This is a genomic window from Streptomyces sp. TLI_146 (assembly GCF_002846415.1).
Taxonomy (GTDB): Bacteria; Actinomycetota; Actinomycetes; order Streptomycetales; family Streptomycetaceae; genus Streptomyces.
Genome location: NZ_PJMX01000001.1, coordinates 3302750 through 3325074, shown reverse-complemented (window position 1 = coordinate 3325074; position 22325 = coordinate 3302750). Strand labels below are relative to the sequence as shown.

Sequence of the window (22325 nt, the reverse complement as noted above, 5' to 3'; positions counted from 1 at the left end):
TACGGAGCAGAAGGGGAGTAGCTCTTCGCCGGAACGTCGACATACTGCTGGACTCTCCTTCGGGAGGGACCCCGGCCGGCGCCCGGAGGCAGGCCCGCGAGGGCCTCGCCAGCGAGACCTTCGGCCGCAGTGAACCATGACCGCTTTCCGCTTCATGGCGCTGCTGTGCCGAAGCGACCCCGGATTTCTTTCGTGACACGCTCTCGGTACGGCCGCGCCGCGCCCGACCGATTGAGGCCCTCCGTGCTCAGTTTCACCATCCTGGCGATCACCTTCGGCGTGGTCTTCCTCGCCGAGCTCCCCGACAAGACCGCGCTCGCGGGTCTGATGCTCGGTACCCGCTACAAGGCGTCGTACGTGTTCGTCGGCGTCGCGGCGGCGTTCCTGCTGCACGTGGCGCTCGCCATCGCGGCGGGCAGCGTGCTCACGCTGCTGCCGCACCGGCTGCTCCAGGCGATCGTGGGCGTCCTCTTCCTCGCGGGCGCGGCGATGCTGCTCTTCAAGAAGGACGAGGAGGAGGACGGCGTGAAGGCCCCGGCCGACCAGTCGTTCTGGAAGGTGTCCGGGGCCGGGTTCATGCTGATCCTGGTCGCCGAGTTCGGGGACCTGACGCAGATCATGACCGCGAACCTGGCCGCGCGGTACGACAGCCCGCTGTCGGTGGGTGTGGGGGCGGTGCTGGCGCTGTGGGCGGTGGCGGGGCTGGGGATCCTGGGCGGGCGGACGCTGATGAAGTACGTGCCGCTTCGGCTGATCACGAAGGTGGCGGCGGCGCTGATGGCTGCGCTGGCGGGGTTCAGTCTTTTTGAGGCGATTGCCGGCTGACGCCGGCGGTTTGGGGCGCGGTCTTTCGGCTGCGGGTCGTCTGTGGCTGGTCGCGCCCACGCGGCGGAGCCGCACATGTCACCGCCCCGCGCCCCTGAGAGCGCCCCTTCGGGGCGATCGTCGATGTGGGTGGCCCGGCTGGAGGCGACGCCCTACTGGGTGATCTCCAGCCTGAGCGTGCCGCTCGGCTCCGGGGTCACCGTGATGTGGGTCAGGTCCGGTACGTGTGCCGTCGGGGCGTGTGCCGCCGCTCGCGGGCCCACGCCAATAACGCGCATGCCCGCCGCCAGGCCCGCCTGGATGCCTGCCTCGGAGTCCTCGAAGACGATGCAGTCCGCCGGGGCGAAGCCCAGTTCGGCGGCGCCCTTGAGGAAGCCCTCGGGGTCCGGCTTGCTGGCGCCGACGCGTTCGGCCGTGACGCGTACGGGCGGCATCGGCAGGGCGGCCGCGCCCATCCGGGCCCGGGCCAGCGGCTCGTTCGCCGAGGTCACCAGGGCGTGCGGGAGCCCGGCGAGGGAGGCCATGAAGGCGGGGGCGCCGGGGACGGGGACGACGCCGTCGGTGTCGGCCGTCTCCTCGGCGAGCATCACGCGGTTGTCCGCGAGGTTCTGCTCCATCGGGCGGTCCGGCAGCAGGACGGCCATGGTGGCGTAGCCCTGGCGGCCGTGGACGACCTTCAGCGCTTCCTCGGGGTCGAGGCCGTGCTCCACCGCCCAGCGGCGCCAGCACCGCTCGACCACGGCGTCGGAGTTCACGATCGTGCCGTCCATGTCCAACAGGAGGGCGCGGGCGGTCAGGGTCGTGGGCGTGGCCGTCATCGGCGGACTCCTGGGTGCGGGAGCAGAGACAAGTGGCTCCGCCCGCCGGTCAGGGAGTACGGGCGGAACCACTTTGTTCCATCACGATACAAAATGAAGGTCGAATGGTCCAACCCGGTGGCCCGACCCGGTGGTCCGACCCGGTGGCCCGACCCGGTGGCCCGACCCGGCCTCGTCCCGGGGGTCCGGCCCCTCTAGGACGTCTGCGCCTCCAGGGCGCTGCGGGTCTCCGGGCCGTAGACGCCCGGGGGGTCGCTTTCGAGGCCCATGTACGACTGGTACGTACGCACCGCGTTCTCCGTCCTGGAGCCGAAGTGGCCGTCGGTCTTTCCGTTGTAGATCGTCAACTGGGCCAGCCGGTCCTGGAGTTCGGCGACCTCGGGGCCGTTGTCGCCCCGGCGCAGTACGGGGGCCGTGGCGGGCGGTGCGACCGGGGCGGTCGTGGTGTCGACGGTGCCGGTGACCTGGGAGGGGGTGGGTGAGGCCGGGGTGGGGCGGCGGGACGGGGTGGTGGAGGCCTTGGGGGTACGGCTCGGGGAGGGTGAGTGCTTGTGGGGGGAGGGGGTGGTGCGTGGGGTGGTGTTGGCGGGGGTCGGGGTGGGGGTGCTCGATGTGGTGGTGGGGTCGGGGGCGGTGCTCACTGTGGTGGCCGGGGCGGTTGCGTCGGCCTCGGAGTCGCCGCCGAAGAGGGTGGCGCTGGTGATGGCCACGATGGCCGCGGTGGCGGCGAGGGCGAGAGTGGCGAGGAGGAGGGGGCGGCGCCGGGGGCGGTGTTTTGTCTGCGGGTCGTGGGTGGCTGGGCGCGCAGTTCCCCGCGCCCCTTGAGGGGTGGGCCGGAATGCCACGGGCGCCCCAAGCTCGTCGCCTGCGAGCCCGGTCGCCCCTGCCCGGAATGCCACGGTTGCCCCGAGCTCGTCCCCAGCGGGCCCCGTCGTCCCTGCTCGGAATGCCACGGGCGCCCCAAGCTCGTCGCCTGCGAGCCCGGTCGCCCCTGCTCGGAATGCCACGGTTGCCCCAAGCTCGTCGCCAGCGAGCCCCGTCGCCCCTGCCCGGAATGCCATGGTTGCCCCGAGCTCGTCCCCAGCGAGCCCCGTCGCCCCCGGGATCGCAGGCTCCGTCCGGAACGGGCGCAGCGGCATCGTCGCCGCCGGGTCGGCCCCCTCTGCGATCTCCCGCCCCCTCCCCGCATCCCCCAACGTCACATACGGCCTGATCCGCAGCGGGTCGAAGTCCTCCGATGCGGCCACCTCGGCCGAGCGGGCCGCTCGTAGCGCGCAGGTGCAGGCCGGTCTGCCGGTGGGCTCGTGTTCCGTGCCGCATTCAGGACATACGTGTCCCGTCATCGTGGGTCCCCTCCCCTTGAACTGCCTGCGATTATGCAGGTCCCGTGAAGGCGGACCGAGGGGGGCCGGGCGGCCCGGCAGGCCATATTCGGACATTGCGATCAGGATGGAGAGAGGCGGGGCGGAGACAGCGGGGGCGGCAGAGACAGAGAGGGGCGGCCCATGGCCCAGGAAACGGCCTCCACCGCGCTCTCCCCGGGCGCCGGGCCCGGCGTCGGGCAGGAGCGGCGGACCGTACTCGTCGCCATCGGCGCGCTGCTGCTCGGCATGCTGCTGGCCGCGCTCGACCAGACCATCGTCTCCACGGCGCTGCCGACGATCGTCAGCGACCTCGGCGGGATGGAGCACCTGTCCTGGGTCGTCACCGCGTACATGCTCGCCTCCACCGCCGCGACCCCGTTGTGGGGCAAACTCGGCGACCAGTACGGCAGGAAGAAGCTGTTCCAGGCCGCCATCGTCATCTTCCTCGTCGGCTCGGCGCTGTGCGGCGTCGCGCAGGACATGGGGCAGCTGATCGCCTTCCGCGCGGTCCAGGGGCTGGGCGGCGGCGGGCTGATGGTGCTGTCGATGGCGATCGTCGGCGACCTCGTCTCCCCGCGCGAACGCGGCCGCTACCAGGGCCTGTTCGGGGCCGTGTTCGGCGCGACCAGCGTGCTCGGGCCGCTGCTCGGCGGGCTCTTCACCGAACACCTCAGCTGGCGCTGGGTGTTCTACATCAACCTCCCGATCGGCGTCGTCGCGCTGCTCGTGATCGCCGCCGTGCTGCACATCCCGGTGCACGGCACCCGCCACACCATCGACTACCTGGGCACCTTCCTCATCGCGTCCGTCGCCACCTGCCTGGTCCTGGTCGCCTCGCTCGGCGGGACCACCTGGGCCTGGGGCTCGGCGCAGATCGTCGGGCTCGCGGTGCTGGGCGCGGTGCTGCTCGGCGCGTTCGTGGCGGTCGAGCGGAAGGCGGCGGAACCTGTCCTTCCGCTGAAGCTGTTCCGTATCCGCACCTTCTCCCTCGTCGCCGTCATCAGCTTCGTCATCGGCTTCGCGATGTTCGGGGCGATGACGTATCTGCCGACGTTCTTGCAGGTCGTGCAGGGCGTCACCCCGACGATGTCCGGTGTGCACATGCTGCCGATGGTGCTCGGCCTGCTGATCACGTCGACGGCGTCCGGCCAGATCGTGTCGCGGACGGGCCGCTGGAAGGTCTTCCCGATCGCGGGCACGGCCGTCGTCACCGTCGGGCTGCTCCTGCTGCACGAGCTCAGCGAGACGAGCTCCACCTGGGAGATGAGCGTGTACTTCTTCGTCTTCGGCGCGGGGCTCGGCCTGGTGATGCAGGTGCTCGTCCTGGTCGTCCAGAACGCGGTGGGGTACGCGGACCTGGGCGTGGCCACGTCCGGGGCGACCTTCTTCCGCTCGATCGGCGCGTCCTTCGGCGTGGCGATCTTCGGCACGATCTTCACCAACCGCCTGAACGGCAAACTCGCCGACGCGTTGGCGGGCCGCGAACTCCCGGCGGGCACCGGGCCCTCCCAACTGGCCGCGGACCCGCGCACGATCGCCGAACTGCCGCCGACGTTGCGCCCCTCGGTCCTGCACGCCTACTCACAGTCGATCACCGACGTCTTCCTCTACGCGGTGCCGGTGACGCTGCTTGCCTTCGTGATCGCCTGGTTCCTGCGCGAGGACAAGCTGCGCGGCGCGGTCACCGCGCCCGACGTCAGTCAGACCGTGGCCTCCAACCCGGTCGAGCGTTCGTCGTACGACGAGTGCGCGCGGGCGCTGTCGGTGCTCGGCACCCGGGAGGGCCGCCGGGCAATCTACGAGAAGATCACCACCCGGGCCGGCCTGGACCTGCTGCCCGCCTCCAGCTGGCTCCTGCTGCGCATCCACCACTACGGCTCGGCGGAACCGGCCTTCGTCGCCGAGCGCACCCGCGTACCGCTGCGGCTGGTCACGGAGGGCGCCCGCCAGCTGGAGGAGCGCGGCCTCGCCGTACGCGACGGGATCGCCCTGGTCGCCACCGAGGCGGGCCGGGCGACGGCGGTCCGGCTCGCCCGGGCCCGCGAGGCGTCCCTGTCCGAGCTGCTCGGCGACTGGTGGGGCCCGGACCGCCCGACCGACCTGGTCAAACTGGTGGAGGAGTTGACGGCCGAGATGTCCGGCTCGGACGAGGAGCGCCCGAGGGGACCGGACCTGCGCCGGGACCACGCCAGGTGAGTGCCCGGCCCCTCGCAGCCCCTCACAGCTCCTTCGCGAACCACCGTTCCGCGTAAGGCCGTTGGGCGTACGGCTCGATCTCCCGATAGCCGTTGCGCGCGTACAGCGCACGCGCCTCGACCAGGTCGTGCCGGGTGTCCAGGGCGACACGGCGGGCGCCGAGGCGGCGGGCGGCCGTCTCCAGGGTGGTGAGGAGCGCGGCGCCGCCGCCGGTGCCGCGCAGGCCGGGGCGTACATAGACCCTGGTCAGCTCGGCGGTGGCCGGGGCCGTGCCGTCGATGACCGGGGCGGTCTCGCAGAGCAGGATCCCGCCGCAGGCGCCGGCCGCGCCGTCGTGGCGGCCGACCACGAAGTCGCCGAGCGGCGGGCGCAGCCGGTCGGCGCCGTCGTCCGTGAGGCCCTCCTCGATCTCCTCGGCGGTGGCCGGGCGGCCGTACCAGCGGCTCGCCACCTCGTCGTAGTACTCGCGGCGGAGCAGCGCCGCGTCGGGGGAGTCGTAGGGCTCGCGGTTCATGATCCAACTCATGGGCGTCTGCCTACCCGAGACCGGTACCGTTTGGCCACCGAATTCCTGGCAACCCGGCGGACAAGGACCAACTCACCGGGAAGGCAGACATGTCCACGATCGTGATTGTCGTCCTGATCGCGGTGCTCGCCCTGGCCGCCCTCGCCGTCGCCGTCCGGTTCGCCCTGCACGGTTCGGCGACCGGCGGGCGCGGGCTGCGGCGGCGCTTCGGCCCCGAGTACGAACGGGCGGTCGTCCTGCACGACGGGGACCGCCGGGCCGCCGAGCGCGAGCTCGCCGAGCGGCTGAAGCGGCACGGCGCGCTCACCGAACGCCCGCTGCCGCCCGAGGCCCGCGAGCACTACCTCGTGCGCTGGGCGGGCATCCAGGAGCAGTTCGTCGACTCACCGCGCCGGGCCGCCGAGGCCGCCGACAAGCTGGTCGCCCGGCTGGCCGAGGAGCGGGGCTTCCCGGCGGCGAAGGCGTACGAGGACCAGATCGCCGCGCTCTCCGTGCACCACGCGGGCCAGCTCGACGGCTACCGCAGGGTGCACCGCGCGGCGCGCGGAACGGGCGACACGGAGGAGATCCGGGAGGCGGTCATAGAGGCCCGCTCCCTGTTCGAGGAGCTCCTGACGGCGGGCCCGCGCCACGCCCACCCCACCCGCCGCCCGGCCCTGCCGCGACGGCACGCGAAGGGGAGTGCGGTGTGATGCGACGCGACGAGAACGGGACGGGCCCGGCCGAACCCAAGGTGTCCCCGGCGGTGCGCGGTTCGGACCCGGCGCCGGCCGTTCCCGGTGGTACGGCGGTACGGGGCGCCGACCCGGCGCCGGACGCCCCGGCCGATCCGGCGGTACGGGTCCCGGGCGCGGCGGCCACGGCGGGTGCGGCCGGTTCGGCGGCGAGCGCCGACGACCAGCCTGTGCCGCCCCCGCCCGCCGAGCTGGCCCCCGCCCCCCTGCTCCCCACGGAGGAGCGCGACAAGTGGGCGCTGCGGCTGCACCGCGCGGTGAGCGGCTTCATCGACGAGCCCCGGAAGTCCGTGGAGGAGGCCGACGCGGTCCTGGGCGAGACGGCCGCGCGCGTCGCGGAACTGGTCAAGGAACGCCGCCAGTCGGTCTCGTCGGCGAAGGACGACACCGAGGAACTCCGCCTTGCGCTGCGCGACTACCGGCAGCTGACCGAACGCATGCTGGAGCTCTAGCAAGGAGCGCCGGGATGGACGGCCCGTACGCGAACTCCCGGCGTACGGGCCGTCCACGCGCCTGCGGGCGGTGCCGGTTCAGCTCTTCGGCGCCGCCTGCTGCACGACCTCGAACGACCACAGCGTGGAACCGGTCGCGGCGGGCTTGGGGCGCTCGCCCTCCGCCGCGCCGCCCCCGCCGTGCGCGCCGCGCATCGACGTGGCCATCCACTTCTCGAAGTCCTCCTCGCTGCGCCAGCGGGTGTACACGAGGTACTCGTCGGTGCCCTCGACCGGGCGCAGCAGCTCGAACCACTCGAAGCCGTCGGAGTTCTCCACCGACCCGGCCCGCGCGGCGAACCGCTGCTCCAGCACCTCGCGCTGCTCGCTCGGGACCTTCAGGACATTGATCTTCACGATGCTCATGCCCCGACCCTACGGCCCCGCCCACCACGGCCCCGCTCACCCCAGCGGCGGCGGCACCACAACCGGCGGGGGCGGGACGACCACGCGCCGCCTCCGCAGTCCTGCGCGTACGAGAAGGAGCGCCGTCGTCGCCACCGCCGCCAGGCCCGTGGTGACCGTCAGGAGCCACGCCGGGACGCCCGCCACCCGCATCAGGTGGTCCGTCCAGATCACCCGCCGGACCGGGGTGTCGTCGGCCGCGCGCCTCAGTTCGTGGTCGCCCGTGATCGCGGAGGGCTGCCAGAAGGACTGGCTCAGGGCCGTGAGGTACGGGGTGTCGCCCTCGGCGGCGTACGACACGCCCGCGAACCGTGCCAGTTCGCCGCCCTCCAGCGGGACCTTCCCCGCGTACAGCACCTTCGGCGGCGTGCCCCCGATGGTCGAATCCGGCTCCATCCGGTGCGCCGACACCACGTACAGCTTCAGGGACTGGGCGGTTCTCGCCAGCCGCGAGAGGCGCATCGGGTAGACCGGGCGCTCGCTCGCGAACGTCAGCTTCAACGGGTCCAGCGTGCCCGTCAGGGGGCCGTCGCCGGAGGCGGGGGCCAGGCGGACCGCCACGTACTCCCATTTCTGGTCGACGTAGGGGCGCAGTTCCGTGGAGAGGGCGGGCGGGAGCCGGAACCCGTTCGTCTCCAGCCAGCTCCGCAGCGCCTCCGGGTCCGTCGCCGTCAGACGGGCCACGTCGAACGGGCCCAGGCGCTGCCGGTCGACCACGCCGACCGGCGGTGCGGCCGCGCCCGGGGCGGCCCCCGCGCTGTCGCCCGCCGTGTGGTGGTCGCGGGTGAAGGGCCAGTCGCCGTCCCTCGGCCAGAAGTAGTCGCGGTCCCTGTGCACCGGCGCCGTCGCCCGCTCCAGGTCGGAGAAGAGCGCCCGGTCTCCCAGCGTGACCGTCGCCCGGTGCGGCACCGGCATGATCCAGGCCGCCTTCGGCGCGTTCCCGTCGACCGTGAGGCTCATCACGATCTCCTCGCCCCGGCCGTCCCACCGCACCGCCGACGTCTCCTGACGGACCGACAACTGGGTACCCGTGCCGTGGACCATCGCGCCGCACCCGCACGCGTAAGCGGGGGAGACGATCGAGAGGAGCTGGAGGGTCAGCAATGCCCCCATGAGCAGCCCTGTTCGCCGCAGGAGCAGCCCCGTTCGCCGCCCGCTGCCACTGCCGACACCTCTGCCGCGCATTCCCCCGCCTCTCGCACGTACCACCCGTGCACCACCGTCGACGCGATCTACGACGGCGTTCCGGCAGGTCCGGTTCCGGCGGGTCGCGGGGGCCGGTCAAGGCGGTTCCGGTCAAAACCCCGGTGACAGTCAGGCGAAGTGGGGGTTGTCTGAGTCTCCTCAGAGGGGTGGTGCGAGGCTCTGAGGAGTCGCCCCGCACTCGGGGGCCGGTACGACGGGCGAACAACGGGCTTTTAGAGAACGGTGGGAGGCTTGGCGGGGCGTGGCTAATGCGGAGCACGGCGGACGCGGCAGCACAGTGGACTCGGGGTCGGCGGACTCCCGGATGGGCGCGGCCCGGGTGGTGCTGTGGCTGGTCGCCGCCGTCCTCGCGATACGGCAGATGGCCCACGTCCTGCGCCTTCCACCAGGCGAACGGCTCACCGACCTGGAGACCTGGACCGGTGCGAGCGGCGGCGACGGGGTCAACGGCGTACTGCACGTCAAAGGCTCCCTGTACGACCAGGACCACTTCACCGGTACCCCCTTCGCCGGGCTCGTCCTCAAACCGCTGACCCACTCCGCCGAGCAGGCGCTCGGCGTGGCCTGGACGTTCTCCACGCTCCTGTTCGTCGCGGTGCTCGGCGTCGTCGCCGCCCGCGCGCTCCCGGGGCCGATTTCGCGCCGAAGTTCGCTGGTGGCCGCGCCCGTCGCCATCAGCCTCCTGATGGTCTCGCTGCCGGTGCGCAACGCCCTCACCACCGGCCAGACCAGCATCATCCCGGTCCTGCTCGTCCTGCTCGGCTGCTTCGCCGTACGCGGGGAGCGCGCCTGCGGGGTGCTCATAGGCGTCGGGGCGGCCCTCCAGCCCACCGTGCTGCTGTTCGTCCCGCTGCTCTGGCTCACCGGACGCAGACGCGCGGCCGTCTCCACCACCGCCACCTTCGCCGCCGCGACCGCCCTGACCTGGGCGCTCATGCCGCACGACTCGTGGACGTACTGGGTGCACCACGTGGCGGGCGCCGGGCTCGGCGCGCGCCCCGACGGTCTCGCCAACCAGTCCCTGCACGGCGCCCTGCTCCGGATCGGCCTCGAAGGGCCGCTGGAGATCGGCCTGTTCCTGGCGCTCGCCGTCGCCGTGATCGTCCTCGGCCTGCGCCGGGCCGTCCGCTACGCGCGCGACGGCCAGCTCCTGCTCGCCGTCGCCCTCACCGGCTGCGTCGCCGTCACCGTCTCGCCGACGGCCTGGCAGCACCAGCTCCTGTGGGTGCTGCTCGCGATGGTCGGCCGGGTCGGCACCAAGGCCCGCGACCGGCTGGTGTGGCCCGCCCTGGTCCTCCTGGTGATGACGCTGCCGGGCGCGGTGCTGCTGCCGAACATGCCGGTCCTCTACCCGTTACGTGACAACGTTCCCCTGCTGACGGCGCTGCTCGCGGCCTGCCTGGTCCCGTTCCTGCCGCGCACCTCCGAGCACTTCCGCAAGCCGGTCCCCACCACCTACGCGGAGCCCGCCCCGGGCCGCTGGGCCCGCGTCCCGCTGGTGCCGTTCTGGCGCCGGGTGCTCAGCCGCCCGAACCTGCTCCTGGAACTGCTCGCCATCCGCGTCGGCTACTCCGCGTACTCCCACATACGCCTGGAGGCCACCGCCGGGCGGGAGACTGCCGAGGCGCACGGCCGGACCATCGCGTCCATCGAGCGCGCGCTCCACATCGACATCGAGCGCTGGGCCAACCACTCGATCCAGCACGCCAAGTGGCTGGAGTCGTTCTTCAACTTCTACTACGAGTCGTTCCACTTCGTGGTGCCGCTCACCGTCCTGGGCGTGCTGTACGTGCGCCGACCCACCGACTACCGCTGGGCGCGCGCGGCCCTGGGCTTCGCCACGGTGCTCGGCCTGGTCGGCTTCTGGTTCTTCCCGCTCGCCCCGCCGCGCCTGATGCCGGGCATGGACTTCATCGACACGGTCCACGGCCCGCAGGACCTGGCCAACCCGGACTACGGGGCGATGACACAGGTCACCAACCAGTACGCGGCGATGCCCAGTCTGCACTTCGGCTGGTCGCTGTGGTGCGGCATCGTGATCGCGGTGGTGGCGCCCAAGCTGTGGATGAAGGCGCTGGGCATGCTCCACCCGCTCTTCACGGTGTGCGCGATCATCGCCACCGCCAACCACTGGGTGCTCGACGCGATCGGCGGCGCCACCGTCGTCGGCGCGGGCTTCGCCCTCGTGTACGCCCTCGCGGGCCCGCGCGGCGTTCAGCTCCCGGGGCTGCCCGCGCCCAGAGCGGCGACATGGGGCGGCAAGGCGATGCCGGCGGGCAGTACGGGGTCGGGCTCCGGCGCGTCGAAGTAGCCGCGCGACGGCACCACCCCGGCCCCCGGTGACAACCGTTTCAGCCGCGGAGGAGCTCATCAAGGTCTATGTCGGTGATCTCCTGCGGGGGTGTCCCGCACTCGAACCACACCGTCTTCCCGGTCCTGGCCGGGCCCGGGGAGACGCCCCACTTGTCGACCACCGCGTCCAGGAGCACGAGCCCGCGCCCGGACTCGTCCTCATCCGACGCGTTGAGGGGCAGGGGAAGCTGCGGGAATCTGTCCGACACCTCGACGCGCACGCCGTGCGGCAGACGGCGCATGCTCAACTCGCAGTAGCGGTCCGGCACATGCCGTACCACGTTGGCGAGCAGCTCCGTCACAGCGAGTTCGGCCGCGTCCACGAGGTCGGACATGGCCCAGAAGTCGAGGTGTGTACGGACGATCCTGCGGACATGGCGTGCGGAGTGCACGCCGACCGTGAAGCGCATGCCGTACTGGGAATTGTCGTTCACGGTACGAGCGTGCCGCGAGATGGCTACTCTCGGCTACGAATGAATACAACCCGTTGAGAAGTAAGCGGAGTTGAGCCCGAGGGGGTACCCGCCGTGGTCCACATCAACGTCCTCGATCCGAGCGCCTCGCCGCTCGACTACTACGGCTACGAGCTGCGCCGCTACCGCGAGGCGGGCGGGCTCACCCAGAAGCAACTGGGCGCGATCATCTCGTACACCGGCTCACTGATCGGCCAGATCGAGACGGCCCGCAAGCTGCCGACGGCCGACTTCAGCGAGCGGGCGGACGCCGCGCTGGGCACGGGCGGACTGCTGTCGCGCCTGCTGCCGCTCGTCCTGCGAAGCCAACTTCCGGCTTGGTTTCAGCAAGTTGCTGAGCTGGAGGCGCGGGCGGTTGAGATCTATACGTTCCAGACCAACATGGTGCATGGGCTGCTCCAGACGCAGGACTATGCGCGTGCCGTGCTCGGCGCGGTCGACACGTCGAACCTGGAGGACCGGACTGCCGTCCGGATGGCACGGCAGCGGATCCTGGAGAAGGAGAACCCGCCGGTGCTGTGGACCATCCTCAGCGAGGCGGCGCTCCGGCAGGAGATCGGCGGGGGCACGGTCATGCGCGGTCAACTTCAGCGTCTGTTGAGCTACGAGAACAACCCGAGGGTCAATATCCAGGTGTTGCCTTACGAGGTTGGATCGCACGCCGGATTGACAGGCTCGTTCACCCTCTTCCGGTTCTCCGGAGACCCGGCGATCATCTACACCGAGGGCTACGGAATGGGGCATCCCACGGCCAACCCGGAGACTGTCAAGGACTGTTCGCTCCGATACGATCATCTCCAGGCGGCCGCCCTGTCTCTCCGGGACTCGGCAGAGCTGATCCGGCGGGTGATGGAGGAGCGCTATGGGGAGCATCAACTCTGAGCTGGCCGACGCCCAGTGGCGTAAGTCCAGTTACAGCAGTGACCAGGGCGGCGAATGCGTCGAGTGCGCGACCCTCGGCGCCGCCCGCTGGCGCAAGTCCTCCCACAGCGGCAACCAGGGCGGCGAATGCGTAGAGATCGCCGCCCTCCCCTCCACCGTCGCCGTTCGCGACTCCAAGGACCCCCACGGTCCCGCCATCCGCTTCAACCCGGCCGCCTTCGGCGACTTCGTACGGCAGCTGTAGAGCTCACGGGCTCACCTGGAGCTCCTTGATCCCGTTCAGCCATGCCGAGCGCAGGCGGCGCGGGTCGCCCGCCAGGGTCAGGTTCGGCAGGGCGTCCGCTATCGCGTTGAAGATCAGGTTGATTTCGAGGACCGCCAGCGACTTGCCGAGGCAGAAGTGCGGGCCCCCGCCGCCGAAGCCGAGGTGCGGGTTAGGGTCGCGGAGGATGTCGAACCGCTCGGGCTCGTCGAAGAGTTCGGGGTCGTTGTTGGCGGAGGAGTAGAACAGGCCGACCCGGTCGCCCGCCTTGATCTTCTGACCGCCGAGTTCCGTGTCCTGCGTGGCCGTACGCTGGAAGGACACCACCGGCGTCGCCCAGCGCACGATCTCCTCCGCCGCCGTCTCCGGGCGCTCGCGTTTGTAGAGTTCCCACTGGTCGGGGTGGGTGAGGAACGCGTGCATCCCGTGGCTGATCGCGTTGCGCGTGGTCTCGTTGCCCGCGACCGCGAGCAGGATGACGAAGAAGCCGAACTCGTCGGCCAGCAGGTTGCCTTCGCCCTCGGCCGCGACCAGCGTCGACACGATGTCCTTCGCGGGGCACTCCTTGCGCGCCGCCGCGAGGTTCATCGCGTACGAGACGATCTCCATGGCGGCCTCGGCGCCGATCTCCTCGGTGATGGCGTACTCGGGATCGTCGTACGCCGCCATCTTGTTGGACCAGTCGAAGATCTTCGCGCGGTCCTGCTGCGGTACGCCGATGAGCTCCGCGATCGCCTGGAGCGGCAGCTCGACGGCGATGTTGGTGACGAAGTCGAAGGAGTCGCCGCCCTTGGACGCGGTGAGGGCCGTGTCGACGATGCGGCGGGCGCGGTCGCGCAGGGTGGACTCCAGCGAGCGGATCGCGCGCGGGGTGAAGCCGCGCTGGACGATCTGGCGGACCCGGGTGTGCTCCGGCGGGTCCATGTTGAGCATGATCAGCCGCTGGACCTCGATCTGGTCGCGGGTGATGTTCTGGTTGAAGCGGATGACGGCGGTGTTGGTGGTGGAGGAGAACAGCTCCGGGTGCGTGGAGACGTACTTGACGTCGGCGTGGCGCGTCACCACCCAGTAGCCGTCGTCGCCGAAGCCGGCGATGCCGTGCGGCTGGGGGCACCAGAAGACCGGGGCGGTCTGCCGCGCCTGGGCGAACTCTGGGTACGGGACGCGGTCCTGGAGCAGGTCGGGGTCGGTGAAGTCGAACCCCTCGGGCAGGTGGGGGCAGCGCATCGGCAACTCCATCTCGACGGCACTTGTCTGACGACCCATCAGAATTTGACTGAAAGGTAGTAACGGGTTCTACAAGTGGCAAGGGGCCCGGGGGCCCGGTTGCGGGCGCGGGGTGCGGTGGGTGCGTGCACAACCCTTGCGTACCGGGGGTAAGTCTCACCAGACTGCATAAGGAACTAGAACGCGTACTAGTTCGGTCGCGGCGGCTCCGGGAGGCCCCGGCGACTGTGCCAAGGAGAGGACGAGCTCATGGCCGCGGAACCCGTCATCGTCGAAGCCGTACGCACACCGATCGGCAGGCGCGGTGGCGCGCTCGCCAATCTGCACCCCGCCTATCTGCTCGGCGAGACCTACCGCGAGCTGCTCGGGCGGACCGGGATCCACGCCGACTGCGTCGAGCAGATCGTCGGCGGCACGGTCACGCACGCCGGCGAGCAGTCCATGAACCCGGCGCGCACCGCGTGGCTGGCGATGGGACTGCCGTACGAGACGGCGGCGACCACCGTGGACTGCCAGTGCGGGTCGTCCCAGCAGGCCAGTCACATGGTCGCCAACATGGTGGCGGCGGGGGTCGTGGACATCGGCATCAGCTGCGGGGTGGAGGCGATGTCGCGGGTGCCACTGGGGTCGGGGTCCAAGCACGGGCCCGGGAAGCCGTTCCCGGACGAGTGGAACGTGGACCTGCCCAACCAGTTCGAGGCGGCCGAGCGGATCGCGCGGCACCGGGGGCTGACGCGCGAGCGGGTCGACTCGCTGGGGCTGCTCTCGCAGGAGCGGGCCGGGGTGGCGTGGGCGGAGGAGCGGTTCAAGCGGGAGACGTTCTCCGTGCAGGTGCCCACGACCGAGGAGGAGCAGGCGGCCGGGCAGGGCATGTGGCGGCTCGTCGACCGGGACGAGGGCCTGCGGGACACGTCGATGGAGGCGCTGGCCGGGCTGAAGCCGGTCATGCCGACCGCCGTGCACACGGCCGGGAACTCCTCCCAGATCTCCGACGGCGCGGCCGCGATCATGTGGGCGTCCAAGCGGATGGCCCGGGCGCTGAAGCTGCGGCCCCGGGCGCGGATCGTGGCGCAGGCGCTGGTGGGGGCGGACCCGCACTTCCACCTGGACGGGCCGATCGACGCGACGCGGGCGGTGCTGGGCAAGGCGGGCATGTCCTTGCGGGACATCGACCTGGTCGAGATCAACGAGGCGTTCGCCTCGGTGGTGCTGAGCTGGGCCCAGGTCTTCGACCAGGACCTGGACAAGGTGAACGTCAACGGCGGCGCGATAGCCCTCGGCCACCCGGTCGGCGCGACGGGCGCCCGCCTCATCACGACGGCCCTGCACGAGCTGGAACGGCGTGACCGGGAGTTCGCGCTGGTCACGATGTGTGCGGGGGGTGCGCTGGCGACGGCGACGATCTTGCAGCGGTTGTAGCCCCACCCCGCCCCTTCACCTAGACCCTCCGGGGGTAGGTGGGGGGTGAGGCGGGTTGCCGGGGGCTACGCCCCCGGGCCCCGTTGCGGGGGCTCCGCCCCCTGCACCCCGCGGAGGGCTTCGCATTGCCTCAGCTGGTCGACGCGAGCCGTGCGGCTCAGTACCAGCTGTTCTGCTGCCAGAAGTTCCAGGCGCCGCACGGGCTGCCGTAGCGCGAGTTCATGTAGTCCAGGCCCCAGGCGATCTGGGTGGCGGGGTTGGTCTGCCAGTCGGAGCCCTTGGTGGCCATCTTGGAGCCGGGCAGCGCCTGGACCAGGCCGTACGCACCGCTGGACGGGTTGGAGGCGTGGACGTTCCAGCCGGACTCGTGGTGGACGATGTTGCTGAAGCACTGGAACTGGGCGGCGCTCGGGATCATCTTCTTGGCCACGTCCTGGGCGCCCATGGGGGCGGCCTGGGCGGGAACGGCGGCCACCGCGATACCGGCGGCGGCGAGCAGCGTGGCGGCACCGGCGGCGATCGTGTTCTTGCGGGCGGCGAGACGGGCGGCGAACGACACAGAGAGACCTAACGTCGGGAACATGGGGCGGTCGCGGAGCAGGCGGGCGGCAGCTCCGGAGAGCCACATGAGCTCCCGGGAGGAGCGGGGGTTTCGTCCTGCGTGGGCCTGCGCGACCCGGCGAGCGGGCCGGGGGTGCCCGGCGACTGGACCAGTTGTAGCGACCCCGAGGAGCCGTCGCAAACACCCCCGGTACTAGTGGTCCTCGCATCCGGGGGTGCCGGGCCCGGGTCGGGAGTGGGGGTGAAACGGCTGGTCGAAGGGGCGTTTTGTGGCTTTATATAGGCCGCATAAGTCCACTATTCCGGGTCGTATGTGACGTGGGTCCTGTGGGGGGCCTCACCCGCCGGAGCCCTCGAATGTGACCTGGGCCTCGAAGGAGGCGCGCCGGGTGGCTCGGCGCAGTGCCTTCAGGACGGTCGAGCCGAGCGCGAACGTCAGGACGGTCGTGAGCACCGCCCGGCCCAGGTCCCAGCCGAGCGAGGTGGTCGCGCAGTACGCGGCGAAACGCACCAGGTTCTCGCCCAGCGGGTCGCCCGGGTGGAAGGAGATCCCGGACGACATGCCGCCGATGTACGTCCAGCCCTGAAGGTTCATGATCGTGCCGTACGCGAAGGACGCCGCGAAGCCGTACAGCGCGAGCAGCGCCAGCTCGCCCCGGCCCCGGAGGCGGTGCGGGCCCGGGAGCAGCCCGGCGCCCATCGTGAACCAGCCCATCGACAGCATCTGGAACGGCATCCAGGGGCCGACACCGCCCGTGAGCAGGGCCGACGCGAACATCGTGACCGCGCCGAGCACGAACCCGAAGCCCGGGCCGAGGACGCGGCCGCTCAGCACCATCAGGAAGAACATCGGCTCCAGACCGGCCGTGCCCGCGCCCAGCGGGCGCAGGGCGGCGCCGACCGCGGCGAGGACGCCGAGCATGGCGACGGCCTTGGCGTCCATGCCGCCGTCCTCGTCCGCGATGGTGGCGACGACCACCCCGACGAGGAGGGGCAGGAGCGCGGCGAAGAGCCAGGGGGCGTCCTGGGAGTGGGCGAGCCCGGAGTCCCCGTCGGCGAGGAGGGGCCAGCCGAAGGCGGCGATGCCGATGAGGGTGATGAGGGCGAGGGCGACGACGCCCCGGGGGCCGAGGCGGACGGCCCTGGCCTGGCGGTCGCTCCGCTGCCGGGGCGCCGTCATGCCAGGGCCTCGCGTACCTGGGTGACCGTGAGCCACGGGTCCGGGGCCAGGATCTTGGAGACCTGCGGGGCGAAGGAGGGCGAGGAAACGACCACGTCGGCCGTCGGGCCGTCCGCGACGACCTCGCCGTCGGCCAGGATCACCACCCGGTGGGCGATCTCGGCCGCCAGCTCCACGTCGTGGGTGGCCAGGACGATCGCGTGGCCCTCGGCGGCGAGGTCGCGCAGCACGTCCGCGAGGCGCGCCTTCGCCGCGTAGTCCAGGCCTCGGGTCGGCTCGTCTAGGAGGAGCAGCGGGGGGCGGCCGGTCAGCACGATCGCGAGGGCGAGGGCGAGGCGCTGGCCCTCGGAGAGGTCGCGGGGGTGGGTGTCGTCGGGGACGCCGGGGAGGAGCGCGGTGACGAGGTCGCGGCAGGTGCCGTCGGGCGCCTCGGCGTCGGCGTCGGCCGCCGCGCACTCGGCGGCGACCGTGTCCGCGTACAGCAGGTCCCGGGGCTCCTGCGGTACGAGGCCCACGTCGCGGATCAGCTCGCGCGGGGGAGTGCGGTGCGGGGTGCGGCCGTTGACGGTCACCGTGCCGGTGGTGGGCTCGATCATGCCGACGAGGGTGTTGAGGAGGGTGGACTTGCCCGCGCCGTTCCTTCCCATGAGGGCGGTGGTCTCGCCGGGGGCGAGGGTGAGGGTGACGGCCCGCAGGGCGTCGATGCGGGCTCGGCGTACGCCGAGTTCGGTGACGGTTGCGGTTGCCGTCGCGGCGGGTGCTGCCGTTGCTGCCGTTGTGCCTCGGCGGAGGCGGGCCAGGGCCGCGCGGAGGCCGGTGTTCGCCGCGCGTGCGGGGCCCCGTGCGGGGCGGTGGGTGGGCACCCGGCCTTCGGCCGGGTCGGCGTTCCCACCCGCACCACCCGTTTCGGTGGGATCGCCGGTGCGGGTCTTCTTGTGGGGCGCGTTCGCCGTCGGCGGCTGCGGGGCGTGGGTGGGGGTGGTGCCCGTGACGGTGGGGGCGTCGGTGCGGGGCTCTTCGTGGGACGGTGCCTTCGCCGTCGGCGGCTGCGGGGCGTGGGTGGGGGTGGTGCCCGTGACGGTGGGGTCGTCGGTGCGGGGCTCTTCGTGGGACGGTGCCTTCGCCGTTGGCGGCTGCGGGGCGTGGGTGGGGGTGGTGCCCGTGACGGTGGGGTCGTCGGTGCGGGGCTCTTCGTGGGACGGTGCCTTCGCCGTTGGCGGCTGCGGGGCTCTCGTTGCCAGGTGGGCTCGGAGGTCTGTTGCCCTGCGGCGGGCGTCCCGTACCGACAAAGGCAGGGGGTGCCAGCCTGCCAGGCGGCCCAGAGTGACCACCGGGGGGTGTACCGGCGAGATCGCCATGATTTCCGCCGGGGTGCCCAGGATCGGAGCGGTGGACGGGGACGGGAGCAGGAGGGCCCGGTCCGCGTACTGGATCACTCGTTCCAGGCGGTGTTCGGCCATCAGGACCGTCGTGCCCAGGTCGTGGACCAGGCGTTGCAGTACGGACAGGACCTCCTCCGCCGCCGCCGGGTCAAGGGCCGACGTCGGCTCGTCCAGGACCAGGACCTTCGGGTGCGGGGTCAGGACCGAGCCGATCGCCACGCGCTGCTGCTGGCCGCCGGAGAGCGTGGCGATCGGGCGGTCGCGCAGGTCCGCGAGGCCCAGCAGGTCGAGGGTCTCCTCGACCCGTCGGCGCATCACGTGCGGGGCGAGGCCGAGCGATTCCATGCCGTACGCCAGCTCGTCCTCGACCGTGTCGGTGACGAAGTGGGCGAGCGGGTCCTGGCCCACCGTGCCGACCAGGTCGGCGAGTTCGCGCGGTTTGTGGGTACGGGTGTCGCGGCCGTCGACCGTCACACGGCCGCGCAGGGTGCCGCCGGTGAAGTGGGGGACCAGGCCCGAGACCGTACCGAGGAGTGTCGACTTGCCGACCCCCGAGGGGCCGATGAGCAGGACCAACTCGCCCTCGGGGACGGTGAGGTGGACCTGCTGGACGGTGGGGGCCTCGTGGCCCTCGTACGTGACCGACACCTCTTCGAAGTGGATCATTTCGACTCCTGGGGTGTCCGGGGTGTCCGGGGTGTCTGAGGTGCGGGGGTCACGAAGGCCGGGAGCAGGCCCACGAGCGTGGCCAGGGCGGGCCAGAGGGGGAGCTCGGGGGCGGTGAGCGGGACGACGCCCGGGTGCAGGGCGTCCGGTGCGTACGTGCCCGCCCAGATCATCGCGGCCGCCACCGCCGCGCCGGAACCGGCCACCAGCCAGGCGCGGGTGCCCCAGCGGTCGGGGCGGTAGCGGGTGCGGACCGAGCGGCGGCCGCCCAGGCGCAGGCCCGCGAGGGCGGCGGCGAGGCCGGTGAGCAGGACGGGCAGGCCGTAGCGGGCGCCTTCGGCGGCGAGGAGTCCGTACGTACCGGCGCAGACGCCGAGTAGTCCGCCGAGGGTGAGGACGGTGGTGGTGTGGCGGACGGCGGGCGGTACGTGCGCGGTGCGGCCGTAGCCGCGGGCGTCCATGGAGGCGGCGACGGCGACCGAGCGTTCCAGGGCGCCCTCCAGGACCGGCAGGCCGATCTGGAGGATCGCCTTGATGCCGCCGGTGGGGCGGCCGCGCAGTCGGCGGACGGTCCTCAGCCGGGCGACGTCGGCGACCATGTTCGGCGCGAACGTCATCGCGACGACGACGGCGACGCCCGCCTCGTACAGGGCGCCCGGGAGGGACTTGAGGAGGCGGGCCGGGTTGGCGAGGGCGTTCGCGGCGCCGACGCAGATGAGGAGCGCGGCGAGTCGGGCGCCGTCGTAGAGGGCGAAGAGCATGCCCTCGGCGGTGACGCGGCCGCCGATGCGGATGCCCTTCGCCCAGTCGGGGAGGGGGGCCTCGGGGAGCGTGAGGAGGGTGTGGGTGCCGGGGATCGGCGAGCCGAGGGCCACGTTGAAGACGAGGCGGATGGCGACGACGGCGAGGCCGAGCTTGACGAAGGCGGTGTACGAGCGGGCCCACGGCGCGTCCGTACGCCTCGCCGCGACGACGTAGCCGGCGACGGCCACGAGCAGGGCGAGGAGGAGGGGGTTGGTGGTGCGGGAAGCGGCCGTGGCCAGCCCTATGGCCCACAGCCACCAGGCGCCGGGGTGCAGGGCGTTGGAGCGGGTGGTGTAGGGGGTGCGGTGCCGCTTCGCCGCGGGGGGTGGGGTGCGGTGCCGCTTGGGCGCGGGGCGTGGGGTGCGGTGTTCGTCGGCCGCGGGCCGTCGTGGGTGCACCCGGCCTCCGGCCGGGTTGTCGTACCCACCCGCTCCACCTGTGACGGTCCGTTCGCCGGTGCGGGTCTTCTTGTGGGGCGCCTTCGCCGTCGGCGGCTGCGGGGAGTCGGTGGGTTCCCCGTCGGGCTTGCTCGCCGGACCTGGCTGCCGGGTGTCGTCGTTCCTGGGCATCCGATGGTTCCGGCCGGTCAGTCGCGGCGGCGGCGGGATTGCCAGATCGCTGCTGCTGCCAGGGCCAGGACTGCCGCGATGCCCGCCAGCAGGCCCAGGGACGGGCCGGAGTCCGAGGACTTCTCCGGAGCGGCGGTGCTGGGCCGCGTGTCCGGCTTCTTCGTCGACACCTGTTCGCCGCAACCCGTGTGCGGGTAGCCCGCGATCGCGCACAGCAGGGCCGCGCTGTTGTAGCGGAGCGGCTTGGCCACCGCGGCCAGGGCGTCCGCCGTCGTCGCGTCCTCGGGGACCTGCGCGCACGCCGTACGCGGTGCCGGGGGCGTCTCGCCGCCCGGCGCGTCCTGCGGGGTGCCGAAGTCGAGCGCGAGGGCGACCCGCTTGCGGCCCGGCTTCGCCGGTGTCGACGCGCACACCTGCGCGAACGTCGGCGCCGAGCGCGGGGTCGCCGCGTCCTTGGAGTCCGCGCTGACCGCGAAGCGGAAGCCCTGGACGTCGCCGTCGGAGGGGTGCGCGGTGGCCGGGCCCTGCGTGGCGTACGTCCAGGTCGTGCCCTGGCGCTCCCAGAACGACCAGTAGCGGTAGCCCGACGCCTGTGCGGGCACCGCCACCGCCCCCGCGCCGAGCGTCAGCGCGAGGGCGAGGCCGGTCACGGCCGTGAGGCGGTGCCCGGACATCACTTCTGTGCGTTCTTCTTGCGCGCGCTGACGAGGAAGCCGACGCCCACGCTCGCCACGAAGAACACGCCGACGATCCACCACACCGACGTGCTGGAGGAGTCGTCCTTCTTCTCGTCGGACTTGGCCTGCTTGGTCTGGTCGGCCGCCTGCGTGCCCGCCGGGGTCGGGCCCGTGGCGTTCAGCTGGGACACCAGGTCCGTGCCGCCGAACTTCCTCGGGTCGGCGCCGGTGGCGTTCGCGGCGAGGACGAGCTGGGCGTACGCGGCCGGGCCGTTCTCCTTGGCCCAGCCGGACGCGTTCTTCTCCAGCCACTGGAGGGACGCCTTGGCCTGGGCCTCCTGGCCGTCGGCGGCGAGGGCCACGACGGCGTCGGCGGTGTTGCCGTAGTCGGGCTGGTTCTCGGCGCCCGGCATCATCGAGTTGAGGTGGCCCGACTTGGCCATGGTGCGGGCCAGGTACGCGGCGCCGTTGTGCGCGGCCTGCTCCGGCGTGGTCGCCTTCTCGCAGGTGGTGCCCTTGGCGTCGGAGTGCCCGGCGGTGGCGGCGAGGCCCTTGCCGTACGAGGCGGTCACGGCGGCGGCGCTGGCGTCGGCGTTCGCGTACAGCTTCGAGGTCTTCAGGTCCGGCTGGTAGGCGAACGCGCCCGAGCCGGGCGTGCTGTCGCACGGCATCGCGAACGTGAGCAGCGCGTCCAGCGGCGACTTGCCGCCCTGGCCGTCCTTGACGGCGGACTTGGCGTCGGCGGGCTTCTCACCGGCGGCGGCGAGGGCGCCGATCACGACCGAGGTGGAGTTGGCGTCGCTCTTGCCGCCGGGGTTGTAGGGCCAGCCACCGTCGGGGTTCTGCACGGTCTTCAGCCAGGAGACGCCCTTCGTCACGGCGTCGGTGTGGTCGCCGAGGGCGACGAGGGCCTGGACCGCGGCGGCGGTGGCGTTGGTGTCGAGCACCGTCTTGGCGTCGCACGGCTTGGCGGCGTCGGCACGGTACGAGGAGAAGCCGCCGGTGTCGCACTGCTGACCCGTCAGCCACGTCACCGCCTGCGCGGCGGGCTTCACGCCGACCGTGCTCTGGGCGAGCAGGGCGAGCGACTGCCGCCAGACGCCGTCGAACGCGGGGTCCTTCGTCCCGTACAGCCCCTGCGGGAGGGTCTTGGCGGGGGAGGACGGCGCCGTGCCGTCGGCGAGGGCGGCCGGGGCGGCAGCGCCGAGGGCGACGGTGGCGACGGCGAGCGCTGCGGCGCAGCGGCGTACGGTCATGGCGGGCGGTGCCTCTCCTGCGGGGGCCGGACGGCGCGGCGGGCGCGGGG

General features: G+C 72.3%; 21 protein-coding genes. 8 read left to right on the top strand and 13 right to left on the bottom strand.

What is annotated here, in order from left to right; genetic code table 11:
- Window positions 1-243: 243 nt before the first annotated feature.
- Window positions 244-825: a TMEM165/GDT1 family protein gene (locus tag BX283_RS15115; RefSeq protein WP_101388141.1), complete on the top strand. Its 582-nt coding sequence runs from the start codon at window positions 244-246 to the stop codon at window positions 823-825.
- Window positions 826-977: 152 nt separating this feature from the next.
- On the opposite strand, the gene BX283_RS15110 is transcribed toward BX283_RS15115, so the two are convergent.
- A complete protein-coding gene (locus tag BX283_RS15110) occupies window positions 978-1643 on the bottom strand; it encodes an HAD family hydrolase (protein WP_101388140.1) in 666 nt (221 codons plus the stop codon).
- Between the two features lie 194 nt (window positions 1644-1837).
- Window positions 1838-2353, bottom strand: a complete 516-nt coding sequence (locus BX283_RS42155) for a peptidoglycan-binding protein (protein WP_180357161.1) — start codon at window positions 2351-2353, stop codon at window positions 1838-1840.
- A 795-nt stretch (window positions 2354-3148) separates the two neighbouring features.
- On the opposite strand from BX283_RS42155, the gene BX283_RS15095 reads away from it, so the two are divergent.
- Window positions 3149-5203: an MFS transporter gene (locus BX283_RS15095; protein ID WP_101388139.1), complete on the top strand. Its 2055-nt coding sequence runs from the start codon at window positions 3149-3151 to the stop codon at window positions 5201-5203.
- A gap of 22 nt (window positions 5204-5225) precedes the next feature.
- Here BX283_RS15095 and BX283_RS15090 read toward each other — a convergent pair whose 3' ends face one another.
- Complete coding sequence (locus tag BX283_RS15090) at window positions 5226-5729, bottom strand: GNAT family N-acetyltransferase (RefSeq protein WP_101388138.1); 504 nt, start codon at window positions 5727-5729, stop codon at window positions 5226-5228.
- Window positions 5730-5818: 89 nt separating this feature from the next.
- Between BX283_RS15090 and BX283_RS15085 the strand changes: the two genes are divergently transcribed.
- Together BX283_RS15085 and BX283_RS15080 are read left to right on the top strand one after the other, a co-directional pair.
- A complete protein-coding gene (locus BX283_RS15085) occupies window positions 5819-6421 on the top strand; it encodes a hypothetical protein (protein ID WP_257582838.1) in 603 nt (200 codons plus the stop codon).
- Window positions 6421-6915, top strand: a complete 495-nt coding sequence (locus BX283_RS15080; RefSeq protein ID WP_101388137.1) for a hypothetical protein — start codon at window positions 6421-6423, stop codon at window positions 6913-6915. Before BX283_RS15085 ends, BX283_RS15080 begins: the two co-directional genes overlap by 1 nt.
- 78 nt (window positions 6916-6993) lie before the next feature.
- Here the strand turns inward: BX283_RS15080 and BX283_RS15075 are convergent, their stop codons facing one another.
- Entirely contained in the window at window positions 6994-7320 is a 327-nt protein-coding gene (locus BX283_RS15075; protein WP_101388136.1) for an antibiotic biosynthesis monooxygenase, read from the bottom strand.
- A 36-nt stretch (window positions 7321-7356) separates the two neighbouring features.
- Window positions 7357-8472: a DUF2330 domain-containing protein gene (locus BX283_RS15070; RefSeq protein WP_257582835.1), complete on the bottom strand. Its 1116-nt coding sequence runs from the start codon at window positions 8470-8472 to the stop codon at window positions 7357-7359.
- Between the two features lie 334 nt (window positions 8473-8806).
- Here BX283_RS15070 and BX283_RS15065 point away from each other — a divergent pair, with 334 nt between their 5' ends.
- Window positions 8807-10876, top strand: coding sequence for a bifunctional glycosyltransferase 87/phosphatase PAP2 family protein (locus BX283_RS15065; protein ID WP_373979174.1), 2070 nt, complete (start codon window positions 8807-8809; stop codon window positions 10874-10876).
- Window positions 10877-10916: 40 nt separating this feature from the next.
- Here the strand turns inward: BX283_RS15065 and BX283_RS15060 are convergent, their stop codons facing one another.
- Entirely contained in the window at window positions 10917-11327 is a 411-nt protein-coding gene (locus BX283_RS15060; protein WP_101392350.1) for an ATP-binding protein, read from the bottom strand.
- 117 nt (window positions 11328-11444) lie between these two features.
- Between BX283_RS15060 and BX283_RS15055 the strand changes: the two genes are divergently transcribed.
- Window positions 11445-12272, top strand: a complete 828-nt coding sequence (locus BX283_RS15055) for a helix-turn-helix transcriptional regulator (RefSeq protein WP_101388134.1) — start codon at window positions 11445-11447, stop codon at window positions 12270-12272.
- On the top strand, window positions 12253-12516 hold the full coding sequence (locus BX283_RS15050; protein ID WP_101388133.1) for a DUF397 domain-containing protein: 264 nt from the start codon (window positions 12253-12255) through the stop codon (window positions 12514-12516). Before BX283_RS15055 ends, BX283_RS15050 begins: the two co-directional genes overlap by 20 nt.
- Window positions 12517-12519: 3 nt before the next feature.
- Here BX283_RS15050 and BX283_RS15045 read toward each other — a convergent pair whose 3' ends face one another.
- Window positions 12520-13761 (bottom strand): cytochrome P450, encoded by a 1242-nt coding sequence (locus BX283_RS15045; protein WP_101388132.1) that lies wholly within the window; start codon window positions 13759-13761, stop codon window positions 12520-12522.
- Between the two features lie 249 nt (window positions 13762-14010).
- On the opposite strand from BX283_RS15045, the gene BX283_RS15040 reads away from it, so the two are divergent.
- Window positions 14011-15180: a steroid 3-ketoacyl-CoA thiolase gene (locus BX283_RS15040; RefSeq protein ID WP_101388131.1), complete on the top strand. Its 1170-nt coding sequence runs from the start codon at window positions 14011-14013 to the stop codon at window positions 15178-15180.
- Between the two features lie 157 nt (window positions 15181-15337).
- On the opposite strand, the gene BX283_RS15035 is transcribed toward BX283_RS15040, so the two are convergent.
- From BX283_RS15035 to BX283_RS15010, 6 genes are all read right to left on the bottom strand, one after another.
- The gene (locus BX283_RS15035) at window positions 15338-15739 is read right to left on the bottom strand and encodes a transglycosylase SLT domain-containing protein (RefSeq protein ID WP_373979173.1); all 402 of its coding nucleotides are present in this window, start codon (window positions 15737-15739) and stop codon (window positions 15338-15340) included.
- A gap of 339 nt (window positions 15740-16078) precedes the next feature.
- A complete protein-coding gene (locus tag BX283_RS15030) occupies window positions 16079-16921 on the bottom strand; it encodes an ECF transporter S component (protein ID WP_101388130.1) in 843 nt (280 codons plus the stop codon).
- A complete protein-coding gene (locus BX283_RS15025) occupies window positions 16918-18969 on the bottom strand; it encodes an ABC transporter ATP-binding protein (protein ID WP_101388129.1) in 2052 nt (683 codons plus the stop codon). The genes BX283_RS15030 and BX283_RS15025 overlap by 4 nt, the downstream gene beginning before the upstream one ends.
- Entirely contained in the window at window positions 18966-20342 is a 1377-nt protein-coding gene (locus tag BX283_RS15020; protein ID WP_257582832.1) for an energy-coupling factor transporter transmembrane component T, read from the bottom strand. Before BX283_RS15020 ends, BX283_RS15025 begins: the two co-directional genes overlap by 4 nt.
- Window positions 20343-20359: 17 nt before the next feature.
- Entirely contained in the window at window positions 20360-21016 is a 657-nt protein-coding gene (locus BX283_RS15015; RefSeq protein ID WP_101388128.1) for an SCO2322 family protein, read from the bottom strand.
- Window positions 21016-22275: a prenyltransferase/squalene oxidase repeat-containing protein gene (locus BX283_RS15010; RefSeq protein WP_101388127.1), complete on the bottom strand. Its 1260-nt coding sequence runs from the start codon at window positions 22273-22275 to the stop codon at window positions 21016-21018. Before BX283_RS15010 ends, BX283_RS15015 begins: the two co-directional genes overlap by 1 nt.
- Window positions 22276-22325 lie beyond the last annotated feature (50 nt).

Bases quoted from the DNA above. Each gene is read 5' to 3' on its own strand.
- BX283_RS15070 (WP_257582835.1), bottom strand. From the start codon at position 8,472: ATGGGGGCATTGCTGACCCTCCAGCTCCTCTCGATCGTCTCCCCCGCT.
- BX283_RS15030 (WP_101388130.1), bottom strand. From the start codon at position 16,921: ATGACGGCGCCCCGGCAGCGGAGCGACCGCCAGGCCAGGGCCGTCCGC.
- BX283_RS15080 (WP_101388137.1), top strand. From the start codon at position 6,421: ATGCGACGCGACGAGAACGGGACGGGCCCGGCCGAACCCAAGGTGTCC.
- BX283_RS15110 (WP_101388140.1), bottom strand. From the start codon at position 1,643: ATGACGGCCACGCCCACGACCCTGACCGCCCGCGCCCTCCTGTTGGAC.
- BX283_RS15040 (WP_101388131.1), top strand. From the start codon at position 14,011: ATGGCCGCGGAACCCGTCATCGTCGAAGCCGTACGCACACCGATCGGC.
- BX283_RS15020 (WP_257582832.1), bottom strand. From the start codon at position 20,342: ATGCCCAGGAACGACGACACCCGGCAGCCAGGTCCGGCGAGCAAGCCC.
- BX283_RS15095 (WP_101388139.1), top strand. From the start codon at position 3,149: ATGGCCCAGGAAACGGCCTCCACCGCGCTCTCCCCGGGCGCCGGGCCC.
- BX283_RS15010 (WP_101388127.1), bottom strand. From the start codon at position 22,275: ATGACCGTACGCCGCTGCGCCGCAGCGCTCGCCGTCGCCACCGTCGCC.
- BX283_RS15060 (WP_101392350.1), bottom strand. From the start codon at position 11,327: ATGCGCTTCACGGTCGGCGTGCACTCCGCACGCCATGTCCGCAGGATC.
- BX283_RS15045 (WP_101388132.1), bottom strand. From the start codon at position 13,761: ATGCGCTGCCCCCACCTGCCCGAGGGGTTCGACTTCACCGACCCCGAC.
- BX283_RS15090 (WP_101388138.1), bottom strand. From the start codon at position 5,729: ATGAGTTGGATCATGAACCGCGAGCCCTACGACTCCCCCGACGCGGCG.
- BX283_RS15015 (WP_101388128.1), bottom strand. From the start codon at position 21,016: ATGTCCGGGCACCGCCTCACGGCCGTGACCGGCCTCGCCCTCGCGCTG.
- BX283_RS15050 (WP_101388133.1), top strand. From the start codon at position 12,253: ATGGGGAGCATCAACTCTGAGCTGGCCGACGCCCAGTGGCGTAAGTCC.
- BX283_RS15075 (WP_101388136.1), bottom strand. From the start codon at position 7,320: ATGAGCATCGTGAAGATCAATGTCCTGAAGGTCCCGAGCGAGCAGCGC.
- BX283_RS15025 (WP_101388129.1), bottom strand. From the start codon at position 18,969: ATGATCCACTTCGAAGAGGTGTCGGTCACGTACGAGGGCCACGAGGCC.
- BX283_RS15085 (WP_257582838.1), top strand. From the start codon at position 5,819: ATGTCCACGATCGTGATTGTCGTCCTGATCGCGGTGCTCGCCCTGGCC.